This is a genomic window from Actinomycetota bacterium, assembly GCA_040757835.1.
In the GTDB taxonomy this organism is placed as follows: Bacteria; Actinomycetota; Geothermincolia; order Geothermincolales; family RBG-13-55-18; genus SURF-21.
This window is the reverse complement of record JBFLWJ010000004.1, coordinates 104,054-121,823: the sequence shown is the minus strand read 5'-3', so window position 1 is coordinate 121,823 and position 17,770 is coordinate 104,054. Positions and strand designations below refer to the sequence as shown.

The window sequence follows — 17,770 nt, the reverse complement described above, 5'->3', positions numbered from 1 at the left end:
TCTGCCGCTGTCATCGCCGGCTACCGGGCGATCTCCATGCCGGCAAGCCTTCCGTCCTCCATGCGGTAGGCCCAGTCGGCCGCCTCCAGGATGGACTCGTCATGGGTGACGATGATCACGCACTTTCCGTCCCTGCGCGCCAGCTCCACCAGGATGTCCACGACCACCCTGCCGGTGGCCGAGTCCAGGTTGCCGGTGGGCTCGTCGGCGAGGATGATGTCGGGGTCGTTGGCGAGGGCGCGGGCGATGGCCACCCTCTGTTTCTCACCCCCGCTCATCTTGTTGGCCTTGGCCTTTTGCAGCCTGCCGCCCACGCCCATGCGGCTCAGCAACGCCTGCGCCCGCTCGTGCTGTTCCGCGGCGGAGGCCCCCGCCAGGTCCATGGGCAGGGTGACGTTCTCCAGGGCGGTAAGCGCCGTGATGAGGTTGAAGAACTGGAAGACGAAACCGACCCTTTCGCGGCGGTAGCCTATGAGGTCAGCCCCGGGCTTGCAGATGTCTTCCCCGAATACCTCGATCTCGCCGCCGTCCGGGCTCTCCAGGGAGCCGATGAGGTAGAGCAGGGTGGTCTTGCCGGAGCCGGAGGCGCCCAGGATGACCGTCACCTCGCCCCTGTTGGCGCGGAAGCTCACCCCGTCCACGGCCTTCACGTCTCCCGCCTTGGCTTTGAAGGTCTTGCTCACTTCCCTTATCTCCAGTACGTCCTGCATCTTGCCTTCCTCCTATTCCATGCTCAGAACCCGTGCCGGCCTGAGCCTGGTTATCCACACCAGGGGCACCGCCATCCCAAGCAGGCTGATGCCCAGCAGGATGAGGATGCCGTAGAGCAGCATGCTGCCCTGCCAGACCACGTCGAGGCTGGTGGCCTGCTCGGTGGTGGAGGCGGCGTTGAAGCCGCCCCCCTCCTTGTACAGGCTGCCTGATCCCGCTGGCCCTCCCATCATCTGTCCCGGCGCTCCCGGCATGCCGGCGGCCGTCCCCTCCGAGTCGCTGCTGTTTGCCGCCTGCTTGTCCGAAAGCAGCCAGTCGCCCATGCTCTGCGAGATCACGGCGGTGGCCCCCGTGGCCAGGATGATGGCTACCAGGCAGATGCAGACCACCTCCACCGCGAACTGGGCTATGACCTGCCGGTCGGTGGCCCCGATGGCCTTGAGCACTCCCAGCTCGCGGGTGCGTCCGCCGATGATGATGGCCATGGCCAGGAGGATGATGAGCGCGCAGGCGCCCAGCGCACCGGCCAGGCCGATCATGGAGGTCTTGCCCACCTTGAGCAGGGGATCGGCGATGGACTCGAAGTCGGAGTAATCGGTGGCCAGCTCGTAGTTGCCGCCCCCGGCATAGGTGGCCGCGAAGGCCTGCTGCAGCTCATCGGTGGAGTCGACGCTGTCGAAGTAGTATGATCCAAGCTCGACATAGCCCAGCGTGTTGTTGAGCGCCTGCACCACCGAGAGGGGGGCGTAAAAGGTGTCGCCCATGGGGTTGAACGTCTCGGCGCTGGAGCCCTCGCTCTGCTCCTCGGCCTCCACCGTCTCGTAGATGCCGATGACCGTCAGGTCGACCTCCGCGTCCTTTCCGCTCTCGCCGCTGATGGTGGCGGTGATGGTGTCCCCCACCTCCAGATCGTTCTCCTCGGCCAGAGTCTCTTCGACGATCACCACCGGATTGGCGTCAATGTAGTCCTGATAGGTATAGAACGACCCTTCCACCAGGACCTTGTTGCCCAGCATGAAATCGGAGACGGAGGAACCGCTGGTATTGCCCTCGAAGCCGAACGAGTTCGAGGAAAGGGCCGCGGGCCCCTCGCCCTGCGGTCCCCTCTCCCGCATGGACATCATCGTCTCCATCTCGGTGTTCTCGATATCATCCAGGGTTATCCGCGCCTCCAGCACCTTGTCGTAGGTGATGACCTCGCTCAATTGCGAGAAGGCGTCGGTGACCTCCTCCGGCACCAGGAACATGGTGCGCTGCGCCAGCATCTCCTCCTCGCTCATGGTGCGCGCCTGCGCCGCCCGGTCGGCTTCATCCTCAGAACGCTCCTCCTCGAACAGGGCCATCATGTAATCCGAGCTGACCTTGATCTCGGCGTAGTTGCCGACGCTCTGCTTCACCTCGTCCACCTGGCTGTCCGCCGCCAGCTTCACCGCCAGCATGGAGAGGGAGAAGGCCAGGCAGACGAAGAGCAGCAGGATGACCACCAGGTTACGCAGGGGGTGGCGCCGGAAGTTCCTGAAACCCCGCTTGATGGAACGCATCGCTATGGGCCCCCCTTCGCTAGCCGGCATAATCGGCCAGGTTGATCTCCACCTGGTCGCCGGTCTCGGTGTCGTAGATGACCAGGTTGGTGCCGGCCAGGCTGACCCCCTCGTTCACCGCCGTGCTCTGGGGGTTGAGGTCGAAAAAGAGAAAGATGTTGTCCACCGTCTCGCCCACCCGCAACTTCATGGAAACGGACTGCAGGTTCTCGTAGTCCAGGAGCGCGGCCGAGATCATGTTCTCGGACACGTAACTCCCGTAGGTGCCGGTGCTGCCGTAGAAGTCATCGTAGAGGCCGGCCTCTATGGCCGGGTTCCACAGCCGGAACGAGAAACTCGAGAGGTCCACCAGCTCGCCACCCGCGTTCTCCACTGCCATCTCGATCTGCAGGAAGTCGCCCGCCACCTCCCTCACGCCGGAGCCGGCAACGGTCTCGTTGCTGTCCTCCCTGGTCACCGAGACCACGGAGAAGTTCGCTCCGGAGAGATATGCGGTCTTGGTGAGTTCGCCCGAGGACGCCGCGTTCGCATCGGCTCCGACCGATCCGCTCTCCTCTTCCTCGTCCTCGCCGGTGGCCTGGGCCTGTGCGGCCCCCGTGGCATCCGACGTGGTGGTCAGCGTGCTCTCCGTTGTCGTCGCGCCCGGAGGCAGCTTGGTGGCCGTCTCCGAGGTCCGCGACGATCCCGAGCTGCCTCCGCATGAAGCCGCCGCCAGGGTGACGATTGCCGCCAGGAGCAGCATGGACAGCAGCTTGAACCCACGGGCCATGGACCTTCTCTCGGATCTCATCTTCCACTCCTTTTCAACATCAGAGTCGTTGACCGACATCTCGATGCTAAGAAGGAGAAGTGAAGGAATTGTGGTGGCGAGATGTGGTAGTTGTTAAATCCCCCTTCGCTTACGCGATGCAGGCTATCGAGCGTGGCTGTTCAGGCCGTGGGGAAGGTGAAAAAGATGGTGGTGCCTTTGCCGGCCTCGCTCCCGGCCCACATGCGGCCCCCCTGGGCTTCCACCAGGCCCTTGGCTATGGAGAGGCCCAGGCCCGTGCCCCCGGTGTCCCGCGTCCGCGACCTGTCGGTGCGGTGGAAGCGGTCGAAGATGAAGGGCAGCTCCTCCGCGGCTATCCCCGGTCCCGTATCGGAGACGAAGATGGCCACCTCCCTGTCTTCCCCCCGCGCTCCCATGGTTATGGAGCCGCCCCGCGGGGTGTACTGCAGGGAGTTCGCGAGCAGGTTGCCGAGTATCTGCGACAACCTGCCCGGGTCGGCCATCACCGCGGGAAGACCCGCTTCCACGTCCGTGGTCAAGGTGATGCCCCTGTCGGCAAGATCGTGCTCGAATCCGGAGGCGGCTGCCTTCAGCGCCTCCTCCGCGTTAACCGCTATCAGGTCGAGGTTGAGCTGCCCGGCATCCACCAGGGAAAGCTGCTGCAGGTCATCCACCAGGCGCGCCAGCAGGGCGTTGTTCTTTACCAGCACCTCCAGGGCTTCGGGCTTGAGCTCGATGACGCCGTCCTGCAGGGCCTCGAGATAGCCGCGCTGGGCGGCCAGGGGGTTCCTCAGTTCGTGCGATATGTCCGCGATCATGTTCTTGCGCAGGACCTCGTTGCGCTCAAGGCCCAGCGAGAGAGCGTTGAAGGCCTCTCCCAGCTCCTCGACTTCCCTTCCCCCTTTGACGTCGACCTGCCGGCCGTAGTCCCCACCGGCGATGTGGCTGGTGGCCAGGGTTAGTTCGGAGAGGGGTTTGGAGATCCTGTCCGCCAGGTACCAGCTCAAGACGAAGGCGAGCAGCACCCCCAACATCCCGGTGATGATGTAGCTGACGTTGACGACGTCGACGCGCTCGTCCTTCATCACCTTTATGTCGGGGGGTTCGGGGGGAGGAGGCCCCAGCGGCTCCATCACGAAGTCCCGCTCGAAGCCCTCGAAGGTGCGGTCGAACTGCTGGCGCACCAGGTAGTTCGAGAGCAGGGCGAAGAAGAGTATGCAGGTCAGGGTGACCCCCAGGATGACCAGGAAGAGCTTGAGGCGCAGGCCGAGCCTCTTCCTCTGCCTGGTGCCCGGCCCCGCCGCGGCGGATCTCCTCAAGGCAGCTCAGCTCCTCCGCGGGGTCGCGATGCGGCCGGCGCCGGCCGAGCCGTCTGCGCCCTCATGTCAGCCCTCCTGTTTCCGTTTTGCCTGGAACCTGTAACCGACACCGTAGACGGTCTCGATGAAGGTCCACTCTTCCGTCCTCTTCGCCAGCTTGTTGCGGATGTTCTTTATATGGGTGTCGACGTTGCGGTCGAAACCCTCGTAACAATCGCCCTGGGCCAGGGCGATTATCTTCTCCCGTGAAAGCACCTGGCCGGGATGGGTCGCCAGCACCGCGAGGATGCTCAGTTCCATGGGTGTCAGAGGCACCTCCTCGCCGTTGACCTTCACCAGGTGGCTGCCGGTGTCGATGGCCATAGGCCCGGCGGTGAGCGATCCCCCTCCCACCATGCTCTCCCTGCGCCTGCGCAGCAGCGCCCTGATCCTGGCCACCAGCTCACGCGGGCTAAATGGTTTGACCATGTAGTCGTCCGCCCCGTACTCCAGGCCGACGATCCTGTCGTCCTCGGCGGACTTGGCGGAGAGGATGATGATGGGGACGCTGGAGTCTTTGCGCACCTCGCGGCAGAAGGAGAGGCCGTCGAGATGGGGCATGAGGACGTCCAGCACCACCAGGTCCGGCCGCTGTTCCTTCCACAACCTGAGGGCGGTCTCGCCGTCGTAGGCCTCGATGGTCGGGTAGCCCTCTTTCGTGAGGTAGGCCGCAACGAAATCGACGATGTCCTTCTCGTCGTCCACGATCATTATCTTCTCTTCCTTCATCTTCGCTCCGAAAGATGGACTTTTTCCGGCTCCACCGTGAGCAGCTTCTCCGGAAAGGTGTCTTCGATATTTACGATACAACCTCCGGCGGCCAGTCGCATCCCGGGCCGCTCCGTCATGGCGACATCATAGGCCCGGATTATTAAGGAATTATGAAGAGGGGGCTTGTTACAGGAGCGAGCCGCCCTGGACCAGCATCCTCTCGACCGCCTGCAGGGCCCTTGCCCTTGTCTCCTCCTTTACCCTCACCTGGGGAGTCAGCGTCTGCAGGGACTGCAGCACCTTGGAAAGGGTGACACGCTTCATGTTCGGGCACAGCGGCTCGCTTGCGGGAGGATAGAAACGCTTGCTCGGCATCGCCTTGGAGAGGGGGTGGACCATGCCCGACTCGGTGGCGAGCACGAACTCGTCGCATGGGGATGCCATGGCCGCTTCCACCATACCGGATGTGCTCCTGACGTGATGGGCCATCCCCCGCACCTCCCGGGTGCACTCGGGGTGGGCGATGACCTCCGCGCCCGGGTGCTCCTCCAGGACCTCCTGGATATGTGCGGCGCTAATGTAGTGGTGGACGTGGCAGTAACCGTTCCAGGGGAAGACCACCTTTTCCGGCACCCGTTCGGACACGTAGTCGGCCAGGTTGCGGTCGGGCACGAAGATGACCTCTTCCGTATCAATGGCTTTCACCACTTCGACGGCGTTGGATGAGGTGCAGCAGTAGTCACTCACCGCCTTTACCGCCGCGGTGGTGTTGACGTAGGAGACCACCACCGCCCTGCGGAGCTGCTCCTTCATGCGCAGGACCGCCCTGGCGTCGGCCATGTCCGCCATGGGGCATCCCGCATGCAGGTCGGGCAGGAGGACCGTCTTCTGCGGGCATAATATGGAGGCGGTCTCGGCCATGAAGTGGACCCCGCAGAAGACGATGACCTCCGCGTCGGCCCGGGCCGCCTGGCGGGCCAGACCCAGGGAGTCGCCTACGTAGTCACCTATGTCCTGGACCTCCGGGCGCTGGTAATTGTGGGCCAGGATGATGGCGTTTCTCTTGTGCTTCTCTTCCTGGATGCGTGCGACCAGCTCCTCCCCTGGGATGAGCAGTTCCTCGAAGTCCTCCATTTTCATCTCCTGAGAGCCTGTTGCTTAATCCCGGATACGGCTCACTTTTTTCCACCCGCCTCATGGGGAGCCAAAGACTTGCCAGACTTAAGGCCCGTCTCTATATCCACAAGGCCCGCCAGGGTCCTGTTCATCAGGGAATCCCTGATCGCCTGGGTGAGTTCCTTCCATACCACCTGGGTCGCGCACCTCTCGCCCCTCTCGCAATATCCCGGGTCCCCGGTGCAGTCGACCATGGTCAGTTCCCCGATGCTCGCCTCGACGATCTCAAGCAGTGTTATCTGAGCAGGATCACGTGTCAGCAGATACCCCCCTCCGGCCCCGCGCACGCTGCGCACCAGGCGGGCATGGCGCAGGGGGATCAGTACCTGCTCCAGGTATTTCTCGGGAAGGCCCTGTCTCGCGGCGATATCCCGCATGAGGACCGGCTTGTCTTCTTCGTAGTGGAGCGCCAGGTCGAGCATGGCCCGCATCCCGTATCTTGCTTTGGTGGGCAGTCGCATGGGCATCCTCGCTTCCGATCACGCCTGCGAGCGGGTTCGCGAGCCCGCTGATGCTACCTCCCTGATCCTGGCCACGATATCGGGGAGTTCATCCAGAACGTAGTCGATCTCCTCCATGGTGTTATAGCGCCCGAGCGAGAACCGCAGGCTGCACTGGGCTATGCGCGGCTGCACGCCCATGGCCAGGAGCACGTGCGAGGGTTCCACCGCGCCCGAGGTACAGGCGGAACCGGTGGAAACGGCGACGCCCTTCGCGTCCAGGCCGAGGAGCAAGGCCTCTCCTTCCGCACCTTCGAAACTGAGGTTCAGGATGTTGGGCAGCGAGTTCCCGCTGCCGCCGTTGCGGCGCACCCCATCGATACGCTCCATGATCCCGGCGGCCAGATGATCCCTGAGTCCGGCCAGACGGGACCGTGTCTCGCCGAGTTCCGCGGTGGCCAGCCTGAGCGCCGTGCTCATCCCCACGATGCCCGGTACGTTCATGGTGCCCGGCCGCAAGCCCCACTCGTGGTGACCGCCGTGCATTTGCGGAACGACGGTCGTGTCCTCGCCGATATACAGGGCCCCCACTCCCTTGGGGCCGTAGAACTTGTGGCCGGAAAAGGAGAGCAGGTGCGCCCCGATATCCCGCACATCAAGCCGCATCTTGCCGGCCGCCTGCACCGCATCGGAATGGAAGATGATGTCCCTCTCCCCGGCGATACGGCCGATCTCGCTGACCGGCTGCAGGGCGCCGGTCTCGTTGTTGGCCATCATGATGGAGATGAGGATGGTGTCTTCCCGGATCGCCTCCCGGAGCCCGTCCAGGTGTACGATCCCTTCGCCATCGACTGGCAGGTAAGTGACCTCGAATCCCTCGCGCTCCAGGTCCCGACAGGTGTGAAGGACGGCATGATGCTCGGTCGTACAGGTTATGATGTGGTTCCCACGGCCCCGGTAAGCCATCGCGGCCCCGCGGATAGCGAGGTTGTCGCTCTCGGTACCCCCGCTGGTGAAGACCACTTCTTCCGCCTCAGCGCCTATAAGGGAAGCGAATTCCTCCCTCGCGTCCTCCAGTGCTCTCTTTGCCGCCTGCCCGAAGAAGTGGACGCTCGACGAATTTCCGAAACATCGCCGGTAGGCGTCGACCATGGACTCCAGGGCTTCCTCCCTGATGAGAGTGCTCGCGGAATTGTCCATGTATATCTCTCTGTTCATCTTTCCCATGGGATCACCGCTCAGCTCATTCCGGCAGAAGCGGGTCGAAGAGCCAGGTGGAAAGGTAACGCTCACCGCTGGAAGGGACGATTACCACCAGCAGCTTACCCTCGTTCACGTCCCGCCTGGCCACCTCGAGGGCCGCCCATACCGCCGCGCCCGAGGATATACCGACCGGGATGCCCTCCTCGCGGGCCATCCTTCTCGCGGTCTCCCCGGCGTCCTCTTCGGACACGGTGACGATCTCGTCGATAAGGTCCGTTCTCAAGATGTCCGGCACGAACCCCGCCCCGATCCCCTGTATCCTGTGGGGGCCGGGCTTACCCCCGGACAGGACCGGGGATTTCTCTGGCTCCACGGCCACCACCTGAAAGCCCGGCTTCTTCTCCTTGATTACCTCCGCGATCCCGGTGATAGTGCCCCCGGTTCCCACCCCGCTGACGAGGATATCGGCCTTTCCCTCGGTATCTTCCCATATCTCTACTGCTGTGGTCCGCCTGTGGATGGCGGGGTTGGCGGGGTTACTGAACTGTTGCGGCATGTACCCCGCCGGCGTCTCCGCGAGGAGCTCCTCTGCCCTGGCGATGGCCCCGCGCATGCCTTCCGCGCCCGGGGTCAGTACCAGCTCGGCTCCCATCACGGCCAGCAGTTTTCTGCGCTCCACGCTCATGGTGTCAGGCATGGTCAGGATGAGGCGATACCCCCTGGCCGCGCACACGAAGGCCAGAGCGATGCCGGTATTCCCGCTGGTGGGCTCGATGATCACGCTTCCCTCTCCGATCAGCCCCTTTTCCTCGGCGTCCTCGATCATGCTCACGCCGACACGGTCCTTGACGCTGGAGAGGGGGTTGAAAAACTCGAGCTTTGCGTAGATGGTCGCCCCGCATCCCTCCGCGATCCGGTTGAGCCTCACCAGGGGGGTGTTTCCGATGGTCTTGGTAATATCATCGTACAGTCTCAATACCTCTCCCCCTCTCATATCGATCCTGCATATATCAGTCCGTTCCCGGGGAAATCCGATGAACCGGGTAATCTCTATTAATACTATCTTATTAGTAGTGTTTCAACCACAAGTATCTTACATTCGAGGAAGGTGAGTTCGCGGGATCTTTAAACCGTCGCCATTACCCCGCGTGGCCTTACGTCCACCTCCAGGTTGCCCTGGAAAAGTTCCCATTCCACGCCTGAGTCCACGTCGAAGATCATCTCGAAGAGGCCCTGGACCATGCCCACCATGAGCAGGTTGCAGGCGGCGTTGTCCACGCGCAGGTGCATCCCCTGCGCGCCCATCCGGAGTTCCCGCAGGTTGCCCATGCCCCGCAGCGCCAGTTGGAGCCGGAAGTCGCCCTCGTCGCTCAGTTCGTCGATGGAGAAGAAACCGGTCTTCACGAACCTGCGCTGCGCCTCCACCACCGCGGCGGGGATTTCCTCTCCCAGCTCCGCTTCCAGCGCCCTGAAGAGCACGTCCAGCAGCTCCGGTCCCAGGACGGCCATGCGGCGTTTCGTACGCCGGTTCACTATCAGGCCCCGGTCCAGGTACCAGCTGTACGCCGAGAGCGCGGCGGGAAGGCCGCAGGTAGCGCACCGCTCCAGCTCTATATCGCCGTCGCGGTGTTGATAGGCGGAGGTCTGGAGCTTCTCCGCAAGCACCTCGGGATACTCGGTCCAGCTGGTGGTGAAATCGTATACCCCCGGCGAGACTTCCTTGTAGGTCACCGCGTGTTCGCCCCCCACCGTGGCCGATAACACGCCGGCGATGGCCCCGGCGGCTTCCGGCACGGAGAAGGGTGCCTCGATGCGGGTGATGGAGTAATCGTCTTCATCCCTCTCGTAACGTGAATCGATGACCTCGTATTTTCCAAACCCGACTATATGGCAGAATGTCACTACCGGTGCCACGAAAGCGCCCGGGTCCATCTGCCTGGCCTGAACCATCTCCTTGACCACCGGCGGGATCAGGCTGCTCATATATTTCTGTGTCCCCCGCGCGGTGAGGTTGATGACCATGCTCTCGATGTTCATACCGATGATGTCCCCGATGTTGTTGAACAGCGGGTCCAGGTTCTCGCATTCGATGAATCCCAGGCGGGCCTCGGGGTTTACCTTCTGGACGACGTCGCCGTTGTTGAGCCAGACCTGGCCCTGGCTGAAGGGCTCGGGGATACCGCATTCCGGGCACATGTTGACGTCCATCTTTGTGTCCTCTCCTGTTGGCGGGCCGGGAAGAACCAGATTTTTCCCAACCTCGGGCCACAGTTATGAATCGGAAAGGTGGCCGATTTACTTTATCGCATGATAATCGCGGCTGGTCGCTACGGATCATTCTCTCCGCCAGGACCCCGTCCCTGTGGTAGATCATGATACAGGCATCGTGCATCATCTCTATGCCGTTGGCCTCGCAATGGGCGATGGCCTCGGGGTGGCCTTTTGCAAGACATCACGCGTGCCTACGAGGCATCCATCATCCTGACGCACAACGACCACCGTGATGTCTGGGTGCTGGACGGCGGCTTGGCCGCCTAGCCCTTCGAGAAACAGGTGGTCAGTAAATAGCCCCGTACATGTGAGCTGGCGGAGAGGGTGGGATTCGAACCCACGAGACCCCTCGCGAGGCCCAACGGTTTTCGAGACCGCCGCATTCGTCCACTCTGCCACCTCTCCGCCCCACCATTATAGCGAGGTCGAGACCGTGGTTGAAACAGACCATCGCTGCGATGGAAAAGCCCCGGCGGTGTGTACGCCGGGGTGATTCCATCCAGGTCTCGTTCTACAAGAATATGTGGGCTCAGGGATTGACGAAGATATCGATATCGGATGGTCCGTCAGGCCGGTTGGGATCCTGGGGCGTGATCTCGATCATCATCGGCACCCCAGCGGCGTTCTTGAACTTGAACGTCACAGACCCTTCTCCCTCGGTTTCCTGCAGGTCCGTCATGCCCCTTAACGATTCACGGAAGAAAGCGGCGACGTTTACCACCGGGCACTGGTCTGCATGATAGACGAACCATTCGGACTTATGGGCCGGTTCCCACACTATCACCGACTCGTCTTCGTCTAACTCGCTGGCCGGGTACGGCTGCACTCCCAGTTCCTCCAAGGTGGGCGCACTCGAGAACCCCTCTGCCCATTGAGTCGTGTCCTGCGGCTCGGTCTGTCCTGCTTCCGTCCCCGTGGTGGCCCCCGTGGTGTCGCCACCAACTCTGCAGCCTGCCCACATGGAGACCCCCATCAGCAGCACCACGGCGAACACTATCGGCACAATCCTGCGCATTTGCATCCTCCTCTCGTTTCGAGGTCATCTAGCGACCATCATGCCGGGGAGACCCGTGCTTCGAGCGCCATGATGATCCCCAGCTTCCTCTGCCATCCCTATTCTTTTCGGCAGGTGGGCGGGCCAGCTCAACATCTTCCGGCGGGCGGCAGCAGTAGCTGTTCACAAGGACCATACGGGCATGAAAGGTAAGGCATACCGCGAGTGCGGACGTAACGCGATCATGCGGGAGGCTTGTTTCCGTTGCGGCGGGCCTCGAAGAACTCGCGCAGCACCTCCCGGCACTCCTCCTCGAGGATGCCGTCGGTTATCTCCATGCGGTGGTGGGTGGTCTCGTCGCTGACCAGGTTATAGCGGCTGCCCGCGGCCCCCAGGTTCAGGTCCCTGGCCCCGAAGACCAGCCTGCCCACGCGGGCCTGCACCAGCGCCCCCGCGCACATGGGGCAGGGTTCCAGGGTGACGTAGAGGGTCGAGCCTTCCAGCCTCCAGCTCCCGAGGTGGGCCGCCCCCTCCTGTAGGGCTATCACCTCGGCATGGTCCATGGGGTTGCCCGTGGCCTCCCTGCGGTTATGGGTGCAGGCGAGGATCTTGCCGTCCTTCACCAGCACCGCGCCCACCGGGACCTCCCCCTCTGCGGCGGCGGCCCGCGCCTGCTCCAGCGCGGCCAGCATGTATTCCCTGTCCTTCAAGCGTGTCCGTCCTTAAGTCACAGGTCTAACCGTGTTTCCTCTTTCTCTCATCGTGATAATCGGCGATGAGGGTTAGAATATCATCCCTGGTCAGTTCATTTCCGAAGTAATCCCTGAGGCGGCCGCCCCTTCCCCATAACGGTTGTTCGTCGAACCAGGCTGCGGGGGGAACGTCCGCCTGCAGGCCCAGCCCCTCGCGGTCGTTGAGCTCCCGGTAGAGCTCCCACCCCGCGGCGGCCCTGTCCACCATCTCCCCCACGCCCAGCTCCACCCCGGTCACGGCCGCGTAGAGGTCGCGGATGAGTTCCACGTGGTAGAAGCGGTTGATCTGATAGCGGTTGCAGATGCCCAGGGAGCTGAAGAGGCTGTACCAGTCCTCGGAGTAGCGGGTGAGGCGCCCGACGTTCATGCCCCAGGGCGGCGAGAAGATGCGCTCCAGGGCCTCCTCCCCGGCCCCCATGCGCGCGGTGAGGCGGCGCAGCCTCTCCTCGGGCAGGCCGGGTACATAAGTGGCCGAGCCGGCGCTGGCCGAGGTTGGGCCCCGTGGCGAGACGATCTGCTCGAACTCCATGGTGCCCAGGCCGCTCACGCGCGGGTCGTAGAGGCAGTCCTGGTCCCGCACCAGCATGGTATAGCGCCGCGTGTCCTCTCCGAAGTATTCGAACGCCCCCCGCCAGCCCCGCGCGAAGGCCTCGCCTATCTCACCCTCCCGCCGGGCCACCCGCAGCGCCAGCTCCCGCAGGATGCCGGCGCCCCGCTCCAGCGGGATCCCCTCGGCTTCATTCCGGGAGAGGATGCCGTGCTCCTGCAGCTCCAGGAGGAAGGCCGCCTGCCAGCTCAGGGTCATGAAGTCCAGCCCCAGGTCGTCCAGGAGGGCCAGCACCTCAGCCGCCTCCTCGGCGTCCCGCATGAGCAGCGCGCACCCGATGATGGCGGCGTTGAGGAAGGAGGTGGAATAGACGCTCTGACCCGTGCGCGGCAGGAAGAGCTCGTCCTTATCCGCCAGAAAGCACGAGGGGCAGGATACCCTGCATTTCTTCAGCTTCAGGTAAGCTTCGGGGCCGAAGCGCTCGGTAAGCTCACGCAGGTCCTCCTCGCTGGCGCCGTGGGGCAGCAGCTGGCCCGCGTACATGGGCCAGGCGCCTATCATTCCCAGCGCCGCGGCGGCCTCGCGCATATCGAAACCCTGCAGGCGCTCGTGCAGCCCCTTGACCAGTTCCCGCAGGCGGTCCGCATCCGCTATCTTCACCCCGCCCCCGCCCTTCACCACCAGGGCCTTGAGGTTCTTGGACCCCAGCACCGCCGCCAGGCCTCCCCGCCCCAGGGTGGCGCAGCCGTCGATCATTGCCAGGGAAGAGTGGGCGCCGTTCTCGCCCGCGGGACCTATGGCCGTGACCGAGGCGCCGGGATACGAAGACCACAGCGAGCGGGTAGCCTCCAGGATGCCCCTGCCCCACAGTGAGGCCGCGGGGTGAAACCCGGCGCGGCTGTCCTCTATATATAAGGTAGTGGGCTGCTCCGCCCTGCCCGTGAGGATGAGGTGGTCCAGCCCGGACCATTTCAGGTGCGCTCCCAGCCCCATACTCCCGCCCGCCGAGGCCACCGCCCCGGTGAGGGGGACGCGGGCGAGGGCCACCACTCGGGATGAGCCCGGCACCACTGTACCCACCAGGGGCCCCGCCCCGAAGATGACCGGGTTTTCCGGGGCAAAGGGGTCCGTGCCCGGGCGGGAGTAATCGGCGAAGAGGCGGTTGCAGGCGCCGAACCCGCCGAGGTGGTCCTCCGCGAGTCCCTCCGGGCAGGCCTCGATAGAGACCTTCGCGCTGGTGAGGTCCACGACCATCATGCGGCCGGTGTATCCGCCCTCCATATCACTTGCCCTTCTCCATCGCCCCGTACGGGCAGAACTTCGCGCACCTGGCGCATTCATCGCAATCATCGGTGAACTCGGCTCTTCGCTCCGAACCCTGCACGCTCAGGACGATACGGGACAGGGAGGGAGCGCACTCGCCGTCATGGAACAGGGAACATACGAGCTGGCAGTTCAGGCATGCGGTACATCTCTCGGGAATATGTATCATAACGGCTTTCCTCCCACACGGCGGTACACACCGTCCATAACACCATGATACCCTTGGGGGCCCGGTAATGCCCGCAAACACCCCAGGATGCGCCTTCCAACCCCGTTTACGCGCACCTGTGGGGTATTACTTCAAGCTTGCTCAGCCTGGACCCGATTAAGTATCCAGGCAAGGACGGTGGGGCGTCCGATCTCAGGGGAGGCTGAAGATGAAGCACAAGACCGGCAAAGAGATGCGCAAGCTGATGATGGCGGTGTCCGTGTCCGTCCTTCTACTGGTCCTCGCCATCATCGCCTACTTCATGGTGGACATCATCACTACCACCAACGGCAACATCGAGAAGAACAAGGACCTGGTGATAGAGCAGTCGGTGCTCTCCCTCGTCCAGATCGGCGAGAAGATCACCGAGCTTTCCGAGAGCCCTGCCGTCATCGATCTCTTCAACCGGGACGAGATCAACAAGATAATCGGCGGTGACATGCAGGCTTTCTATGACCTGATTAACCGCTTCGCCATCCTCTTCTATCCCATCGAATATGTCGGTATGGTCCAGGACGGTGAGGTCGTCTCCTACGCGACTGCCGCGGGCGTGAACGTCGATCCCGGGGAGATGCCCACCGTGCCCCCCACGGAGGATTACGCCACCCTGGATTCCCTGGGAGGAGAGGAGGGAGTCTATGTCTCGGTCTTCTACCTGGTGGATCTGAATTACCCCGGTCTGGAGGCCTTCTACGTCAATATGATCGTGGACCGTACCGATGAACTGGCCACAGTCACGGAGTATTTCGAGGACCAGAGGGACGACCTCATAATGAGGCTCTCCATGGTGTCGGTCATCGCCATCGTACTCTCCCTTCTGCTTACTACCTTCGGCCTGCGCTACTTCACCCGCAAGTATGTGGCCAACCCCATCGAGGAGCTCAACCGCACCGCGGAGAAGATAGCAGACGGCTCTTTCGCTGGAGAGGTGGAGGTGGACGAGGACAGCGCCTACGCCGCGCTGCAGGGGCTGCTGCGCAGTGGCCAGAAGGTGCTCAGCCGCATGGACGAGGAGATGCGGGAATAGCCACTGGCGGCTTTGAGTGCGCACCGCCCGGGGTGAACGCCCCGGGCTTTTTCTTCTGCTGCATAAACCAGAGCAAGCTGGGATTTCCTGTCAAGTAGCCTTGCGGTTCTTCCGATAATCTCCAAGGCTGCACAGCCGATCACGAGCAAGACCTGTAATCAAGGAGGACGAGTATGAAGCGGAAGACCGGCAAAGAGATGCGCGCGCTCATGGTGGCGGTATCCGCCACCACCCTGGTCCTGGTCGTGGCGGTGATCGCATACTTCATGATCGACATCATCGCCACCACCAATCAGAACATCGAGGAAAATAAGCAGAAGGTGATCGATCAGTCGGTACAGTCGTTGACCGAGATAGGGGAAAACATCAATGCCCTCATGACGGATCCCGGTACTTTACAGCTCTTCAACCAGGATATCGTCAACGAGCTCATCACCACCAGGAACTGGGATGTCGTCTACGACATGGTCAGCACCATCGGCTTGGGCTTTTATCCTATCGAATACATCGGGACCATACGTGACGGAGAGTTGGTAGCCTACGCGGCCAAGCCGGGCGAAGATATCGAGCCTTCTGCTCTGCCCACCGAGGTCCCCGAGGGCGATTTCGAGACGCTGGACGACCTGGGAGGAGCGGATGGGTTCTTCGTATCCGCGTTCTTCCCACTGGACCTGGACATCGTGGGCATAGACGAGACCATCTACGTGAACATGATCGTCGATCGCACTAGAGAACTGGCCGAGATCGAGGCTTATTTCACTGACCAGAGGAACGACATGATCTTGAGGATGTCCATCGTCTCTGTGTTCGCCATCATCATATCCCTGCTGCTCACCACCTTCGGCCTGCGCTACTTCACCCGCAAATACGTGGTCAACCCCATCGAGGAGCTCAACCGCACCGCGGAGGAGATAGCCGACGGCTCCTTCACTGGAGAGGTGGAGGTGGACGAGGACAGCGCCTACGCCGCCCTGCAGGGGCTGCTGCGCAGCGGCCAGAAGGTGCTCAGCCGCATGGACGAGGAGATGCGGGAATAATACCAGGATATTAATCCCTGGAAGGGGATAAAGTTTCAGCGGCCGGGAAACGATATATTGTAGGGAATCGCTGATTCCGGACCATGAGGGGATAGAGCAGGTATATAAGGATAGAGTCCGTGACCGCTGCCGAGGAAGCGGATGGAATAGAAGGAGGGGACGTTGGCGAATAAACTGGCGCAGGAGATCGAGAAGATACTCTCCGACGCCGTGGGCGATTTCATCGCCCGGGCGACGGTGAAGAAGAACTGCGAACTCATAGGCACCACTCCCGATACCATAACCGCCGATAAGCTCCCGGAACTGGCCGACAAGATCGACAAATCGGTCTCTTTCTTCTCCGGCAAGGACGTGGGGAGCGCGCTGGCGGAGAAAATAAGGGCCATCAAGGTCTAGGCGTTACGGATATCCTGTCCGGCGGCTTCTGGCCGCCGGATTTTAATTTACCCCGGACAGGAGAAAGGCGGAGGTGACCAGCGGCATTCCCGCCCATCGTTTAACCGGGTTCGCCATAATAGCCGTACTTCACCACCGAGTCCAGCATGGCCTTGACGTTCTCTGCTCTCGCGTTGGGCGGTATCTCGCAGCCGGCGCCCATGATGTAGCCGCCGCCCCTGCCCACCTCCTCGATGAGGCGGTGGCAGTACTCGTCCACCTCCGCGGGCGAGCCCAGGGCGAGCATGTCCGAGGGCACGTCTCCCATGATGCATACGCGGTCCCCGATGACCTGCTTGGCCAGGAAGATATCGGTGGGTCCGTCGAACTGGATGACGACGTTCCCGGCCGGCAGCTCGCGCAGGGCCTCCAGGTTCAGGTCCCAGTTGCCGTCGCAGTGGAGGATGGGGCTTATCCCCACGGCCACCAGCCTTTCCACCAGGTCCTTCAGGGACGGGAAGGAGAGCTTGCGGAAGGTCTCCGGCGAGATGAAATCGGTGGAGGAGCGGTGCACGAATATCTCCACCCGCCTTATGCCCATGACGGCGCAGATGAGGCGGCAAGCGAAGAGGTAGCCCGCGGTGAGGTCGTCGGCGGCCCTGGCGATCTCCTCGGGCCGCTTCTTGAGGTCGCGGGCGAAGTCGAGGAAGCCGCGGGCCAGGGAGAAGGTGTCGAAGGCGGCCTCGGGCAGGAAGCTGTAGAGGGTGGTCGTACCCCTCCTCTTCATCTGCTCGAAATCGTAGCGCCAGTTGGCGAAGTTCCAGACCAGGCGGGTCAGCATCAATGCGTATCCCCTCACGTCCTCGCCGACGTCGTCCCAGGCGCGGGAGATCATGCGCATGAAGAAGGGGATGTAGGTGAGCCTGGGGATCCGGCGCGCCAGGTCGCTTATCCACTGGTAGTCCTCGGCCTGCATGATCTCCTCTTCCAGAAGCTGGCAGATGCTGTCCGGCGGGAGGTCGATGCCCGGCCACTTCGCCTTCATGGGCATGATGAAGGTGTAGAGCTCCGGGCGCAGGGGGTTGGTCGGGTAATAGACGTCCCACGGGCCCAGTTCCCGGTAGCACTTGTCCAGGGCCATGCGGTACTTCTTCGGATCGGACCACAGCTCGTGCACGGTTATCCCGGCATGGAAGGCGGCGAAATAATAGATGAACGGGCACGAGGGCACGCGGTCGGGAACCCTCAGGTTGATGACCGCCTGCAGGCGTTCCTCGGCGGTCATGGTGTCCCCGGGATGAAGAAGCTTGGCGGTCTTCATGATAAG

General features: G+C 62.7%; 18 protein-coding genes and 1 tRNA gene. 3 read left to right on the top strand and 16 right to left on the bottom strand.

The genetic code is table 11. From position 1 onward, the window contains the following. Positions 1-20: 20 nt before the first annotated feature. The 15 genes from AB1384_05970 to AB1384_05900 all read right to left on the bottom strand — a co-directional run bounded on the left by AB1384_05970 (position 21) and on the right by AB1384_05900 (position 13,965). Positions 21-710, bottom strand: a complete 690-nt coding sequence (locus tag AB1384_05970) for an ABC transporter ATP-binding protein (GenBank protein MEW6553813.1) — start codon at positions 708-710, stop codon at positions 21-23. A gap of 12 nt (positions 711-722) precedes the next feature. Then, positions 723-2,252 (bottom strand): ABC transporter permease, encoded by a 1,530-nt coding sequence (locus tag AB1384_05965; GenBank protein MEW6553812.1) that lies wholly within the window; start codon positions 2,250-2,252, stop codon positions 723-725. Positions 2,253-2,271: 19 nt separating this feature from the next. Then, a complete protein-coding gene (locus AB1384_05960; protein ID MEW6553811.1) occupies positions 2,272-3,042 on the bottom strand; it encodes a hypothetical protein in 771 nt (256 codons plus the stop codon). A gap of 140 nt (positions 3,043-3,182) precedes the next feature. Beyond that, complete coding sequence (locus AB1384_05955; protein MEW6553810.1) at positions 3,183-4,340, bottom strand: ATP-binding protein; 1,158 nt, start codon at positions 4,338-4,340, stop codon at positions 3,183-3,185. A gap of 66 nt (positions 4,341-4,406) precedes the next feature. Beyond that, entirely contained in the window at positions 4,407-5,108 is a 702-nt protein-coding gene (locus AB1384_05950) for a response regulator transcription factor (protein MEW6553809.1), read from the bottom strand. Positions 5,109-5,276: 168 nt separating this feature from the next. After that, positions 5,277-6,200 (bottom strand): quinolinate synthase NadA, encoded by a 924-nt coding sequence (nadA, locus tag AB1384_05945; protein MEW6553808.1) that lies wholly within the window; start codon positions 6,198-6,200, stop codon positions 5,277-5,279. A gap of 65 nt (positions 6,201-6,265) precedes the next feature. Then, positions 6,266-6,733 carry an Rrf2 family transcriptional regulator gene (locus AB1384_05940; protein ID MEW6553807.1) on the bottom strand — a complete coding sequence of 156 codons (468 nt, stop codon included), beginning with the start codon at positions 6,731-6,733 and terminating at the stop codon, positions 6,266-6,268. A 12-nt stretch (positions 6,734-6,745) separates the two neighbouring features. After that, on the bottom strand, positions 6,746-7,924 hold the full coding sequence (locus AB1384_05935) for a cysteine desulfurase family protein (protein MEW6553806.1): 1,179 nt from the start codon (positions 7,922-7,924) through the stop codon (positions 6,746-6,748). 25 nt (positions 7,925-7,949) lie between these two features. Beyond that, positions 7,950-8,903, bottom strand: a complete 954-nt coding sequence (cysK, locus tag AB1384_05930; GenBank protein ID MEW6553805.1) for a cysteine synthase A — start codon at positions 8,901-8,903, stop codon at positions 7,950-7,952. Positions 8,904-9,034: 131 nt separating this feature from the next. Next, positions 9,035-10,117, bottom strand: coding sequence for a hypothetical protein (locus AB1384_05925; protein MEW6553804.1), 1,083 nt, complete (start codon positions 10,115-10,117; stop codon positions 9,035-9,037). A 376-nt stretch (positions 10,118-10,493) separates the two neighbouring features. Further along, positions 10,494-10,585: transfer RNA gene (locus AB1384_05920), tRNA-Ser, on the bottom strand. A 124-nt stretch (positions 10,586-10,709) separates the two neighbouring features. Further along, positions 10,710-11,195 carry a hypothetical protein gene (locus AB1384_05915; protein ID MEW6553803.1) on the bottom strand — a complete coding sequence of 162 codons (486 nt, stop codon included), beginning with the start codon at positions 11,193-11,195 and terminating at the stop codon, positions 10,710-10,712. 221 nt (positions 11,196-11,416) lie between these two features. Then, entirely contained in the window at positions 11,417-11,884 is a 468-nt protein-coding gene (gene tadA, locus AB1384_05910) for a tRNA adenosine(34) deaminase TadA (protein MEW6553802.1), read from the bottom strand. Positions 11,885-11,909: 25 nt separating this feature from the next. Continuing rightward, positions 11,910-13,754, bottom strand: coding sequence for an aldehyde ferredoxin oxidoreductase N-terminal domain-containing protein (locus AB1384_05905; protein ID MEW6553801.1), 1,845 nt, complete (start codon positions 13,752-13,754; stop codon positions 11,910-11,912). A 1-nt stretch (position 13,755) separates the two neighbouring features. After that, complete coding sequence (locus AB1384_05900) at positions 13,756-13,965, bottom strand: 4Fe-4S binding protein (GenBank protein MEW6553800.1); 210 nt, start codon at positions 13,963-13,965, stop codon at positions 13,756-13,758. Between the two features lie 208 nt (positions 13,966-14,173). Here AB1384_05900 and AB1384_05895 point away from each other — a divergent pair, with 208 nt between their 5' ends. From AB1384_05895 to AB1384_05885, 3 genes are all read left to right on the top strand, one after another. Further along, on the top strand, positions 14,174-15,031 hold the full coding sequence (locus tag AB1384_05895) for a hypothetical protein (protein ID MEW6553799.1): 858 nt from the start codon (positions 14,174-14,176) through the stop codon (positions 15,029-15,031). 173 nt (positions 15,032-15,204) lie between these two features. Next, positions 15,205-16,068: a hypothetical protein gene (locus AB1384_05890; GenBank protein ID MEW6553798.1), complete on the top strand. Its 864-nt coding sequence runs from the start codon at positions 15,205-15,207 to the stop codon at positions 16,066-16,068. 162 nt (positions 16,069-16,230) lie between these two features. Beyond that, positions 16,231-16,464 carry a hypothetical protein gene (locus AB1384_05885; protein MEW6553797.1) on the top strand — a complete coding sequence of 78 codons (234 nt, stop codon included), beginning with the start codon at positions 16,231-16,233 and terminating at the stop codon, positions 16,462-16,464. A 100-nt stretch (positions 16,465-16,564) separates the two neighbouring features. On the opposite strand, the gene AB1384_05880 is transcribed toward AB1384_05885, so the two are convergent. Next, the gene (locus AB1384_05880; GenBank protein MEW6553796.1) at positions 16,565-17,764 is read right to left on the bottom strand and encodes a uroporphyrinogen decarboxylase family protein; all 1,200 of its coding nucleotides are present in this window, start codon (positions 17,762-17,764) and stop codon (positions 16,565-16,567) included. Positions 17,765-17,770 lie beyond the last annotated feature (6 nt).

What these genes read in the sequence shown, in the direction of transcription:
- AB1384_05970 (MEW6553813.1), bottom strand. Translation starts at nt 710, where the DNA reads ATGCAGGACGTACTGGAGATAAGGGAAGTGAGCAAGACCTTCAAAGCC.
- AB1384_05965 (MEW6553812.1), bottom strand. Translation starts at nt 2,252, where the DNA reads ATGCGTTCCATCAAGCGGGGTTTCAGGAACTTCCGGCGCCACCCCCTG.
- AB1384_05960 (MEW6553811.1), bottom strand. Translation starts at nt 3,042, where the DNA reads ATGAGATCCGAGAGAAGGTCCATGGCCCGTGGGTTCAAGCTGCTGTCC.
- AB1384_05950 (MEW6553809.1), bottom strand. Translation starts at nt 5,108, where the DNA reads ATGAAGGAAGAGAAGATAATGATCGTGGACGACGAGAAGGACATCGTC.
- AB1384_05940 (MEW6553807.1), bottom strand. Translation starts at nt 6,733, where the DNA reads ATGCCCATGCGACTGCCCACCAAAGCAAGATACGGGATGCGGGCCATG.
- AB1384_05935 (MEW6553806.1), bottom strand. Translation starts at nt 7,924, where the DNA reads ATGAACAGAGAGATATACATGGACAATTCCGCGAGCACTCTCATCAGG.
- cysK (MEW6553805.1), bottom strand. Translation starts at nt 8,903, where the DNA reads ATGAGAGGGGGAGAGGTATTGAGACTGTACGATGATATTACCAAGACC.
- AB1384_05925 (MEW6553804.1), bottom strand. Translation starts at nt 10,117, where the DNA reads ATGGACGTCAACATGTGCCCGGAATGCGGTATCCCCGAGCCCTTCAGC.
- AB1384_05915 (MEW6553803.1), bottom strand. Translation starts at nt 11,195, where the DNA reads ATGCGCAGGATTGTGCCGATAGTGTTCGCCGTGGTGCTGCTGATGGGG.
- AB1384_05905 (MEW6553801.1), bottom strand. Translation starts at nt 13,754, where the DNA reads ATGGAGGGCGGATACACCGGCCGCATGATGGTCGTGGACCTCACCAGC.
- AB1384_05900 (MEW6553800.1), bottom strand. Translation starts at nt 13,965, where the DNA reads ATGATACATATTCCCGAGAGATGTACCGCATGCCTGAACTGCCAGCTC.
- AB1384_05895 (MEW6553799.1), top strand. Translation starts at nt 14,174, where the DNA reads ATGAAGCACAAGACCGGCAAAGAGATGCGCAAGCTGATGATGGCGGTG.
- AB1384_05890 (MEW6553798.1), top strand. Translation starts at nt 15,205, where the DNA reads ATGAAGCGGAAGACCGGCAAAGAGATGCGCGCGCTCATGGTGGCGGTA.
- AB1384_05880 (MEW6553796.1), bottom strand. Translation starts at nt 17,764, where the DNA reads ATGAAGACCGCCAAGCTTCTTCATCCCGGGGACACCATGACCGCCGAG.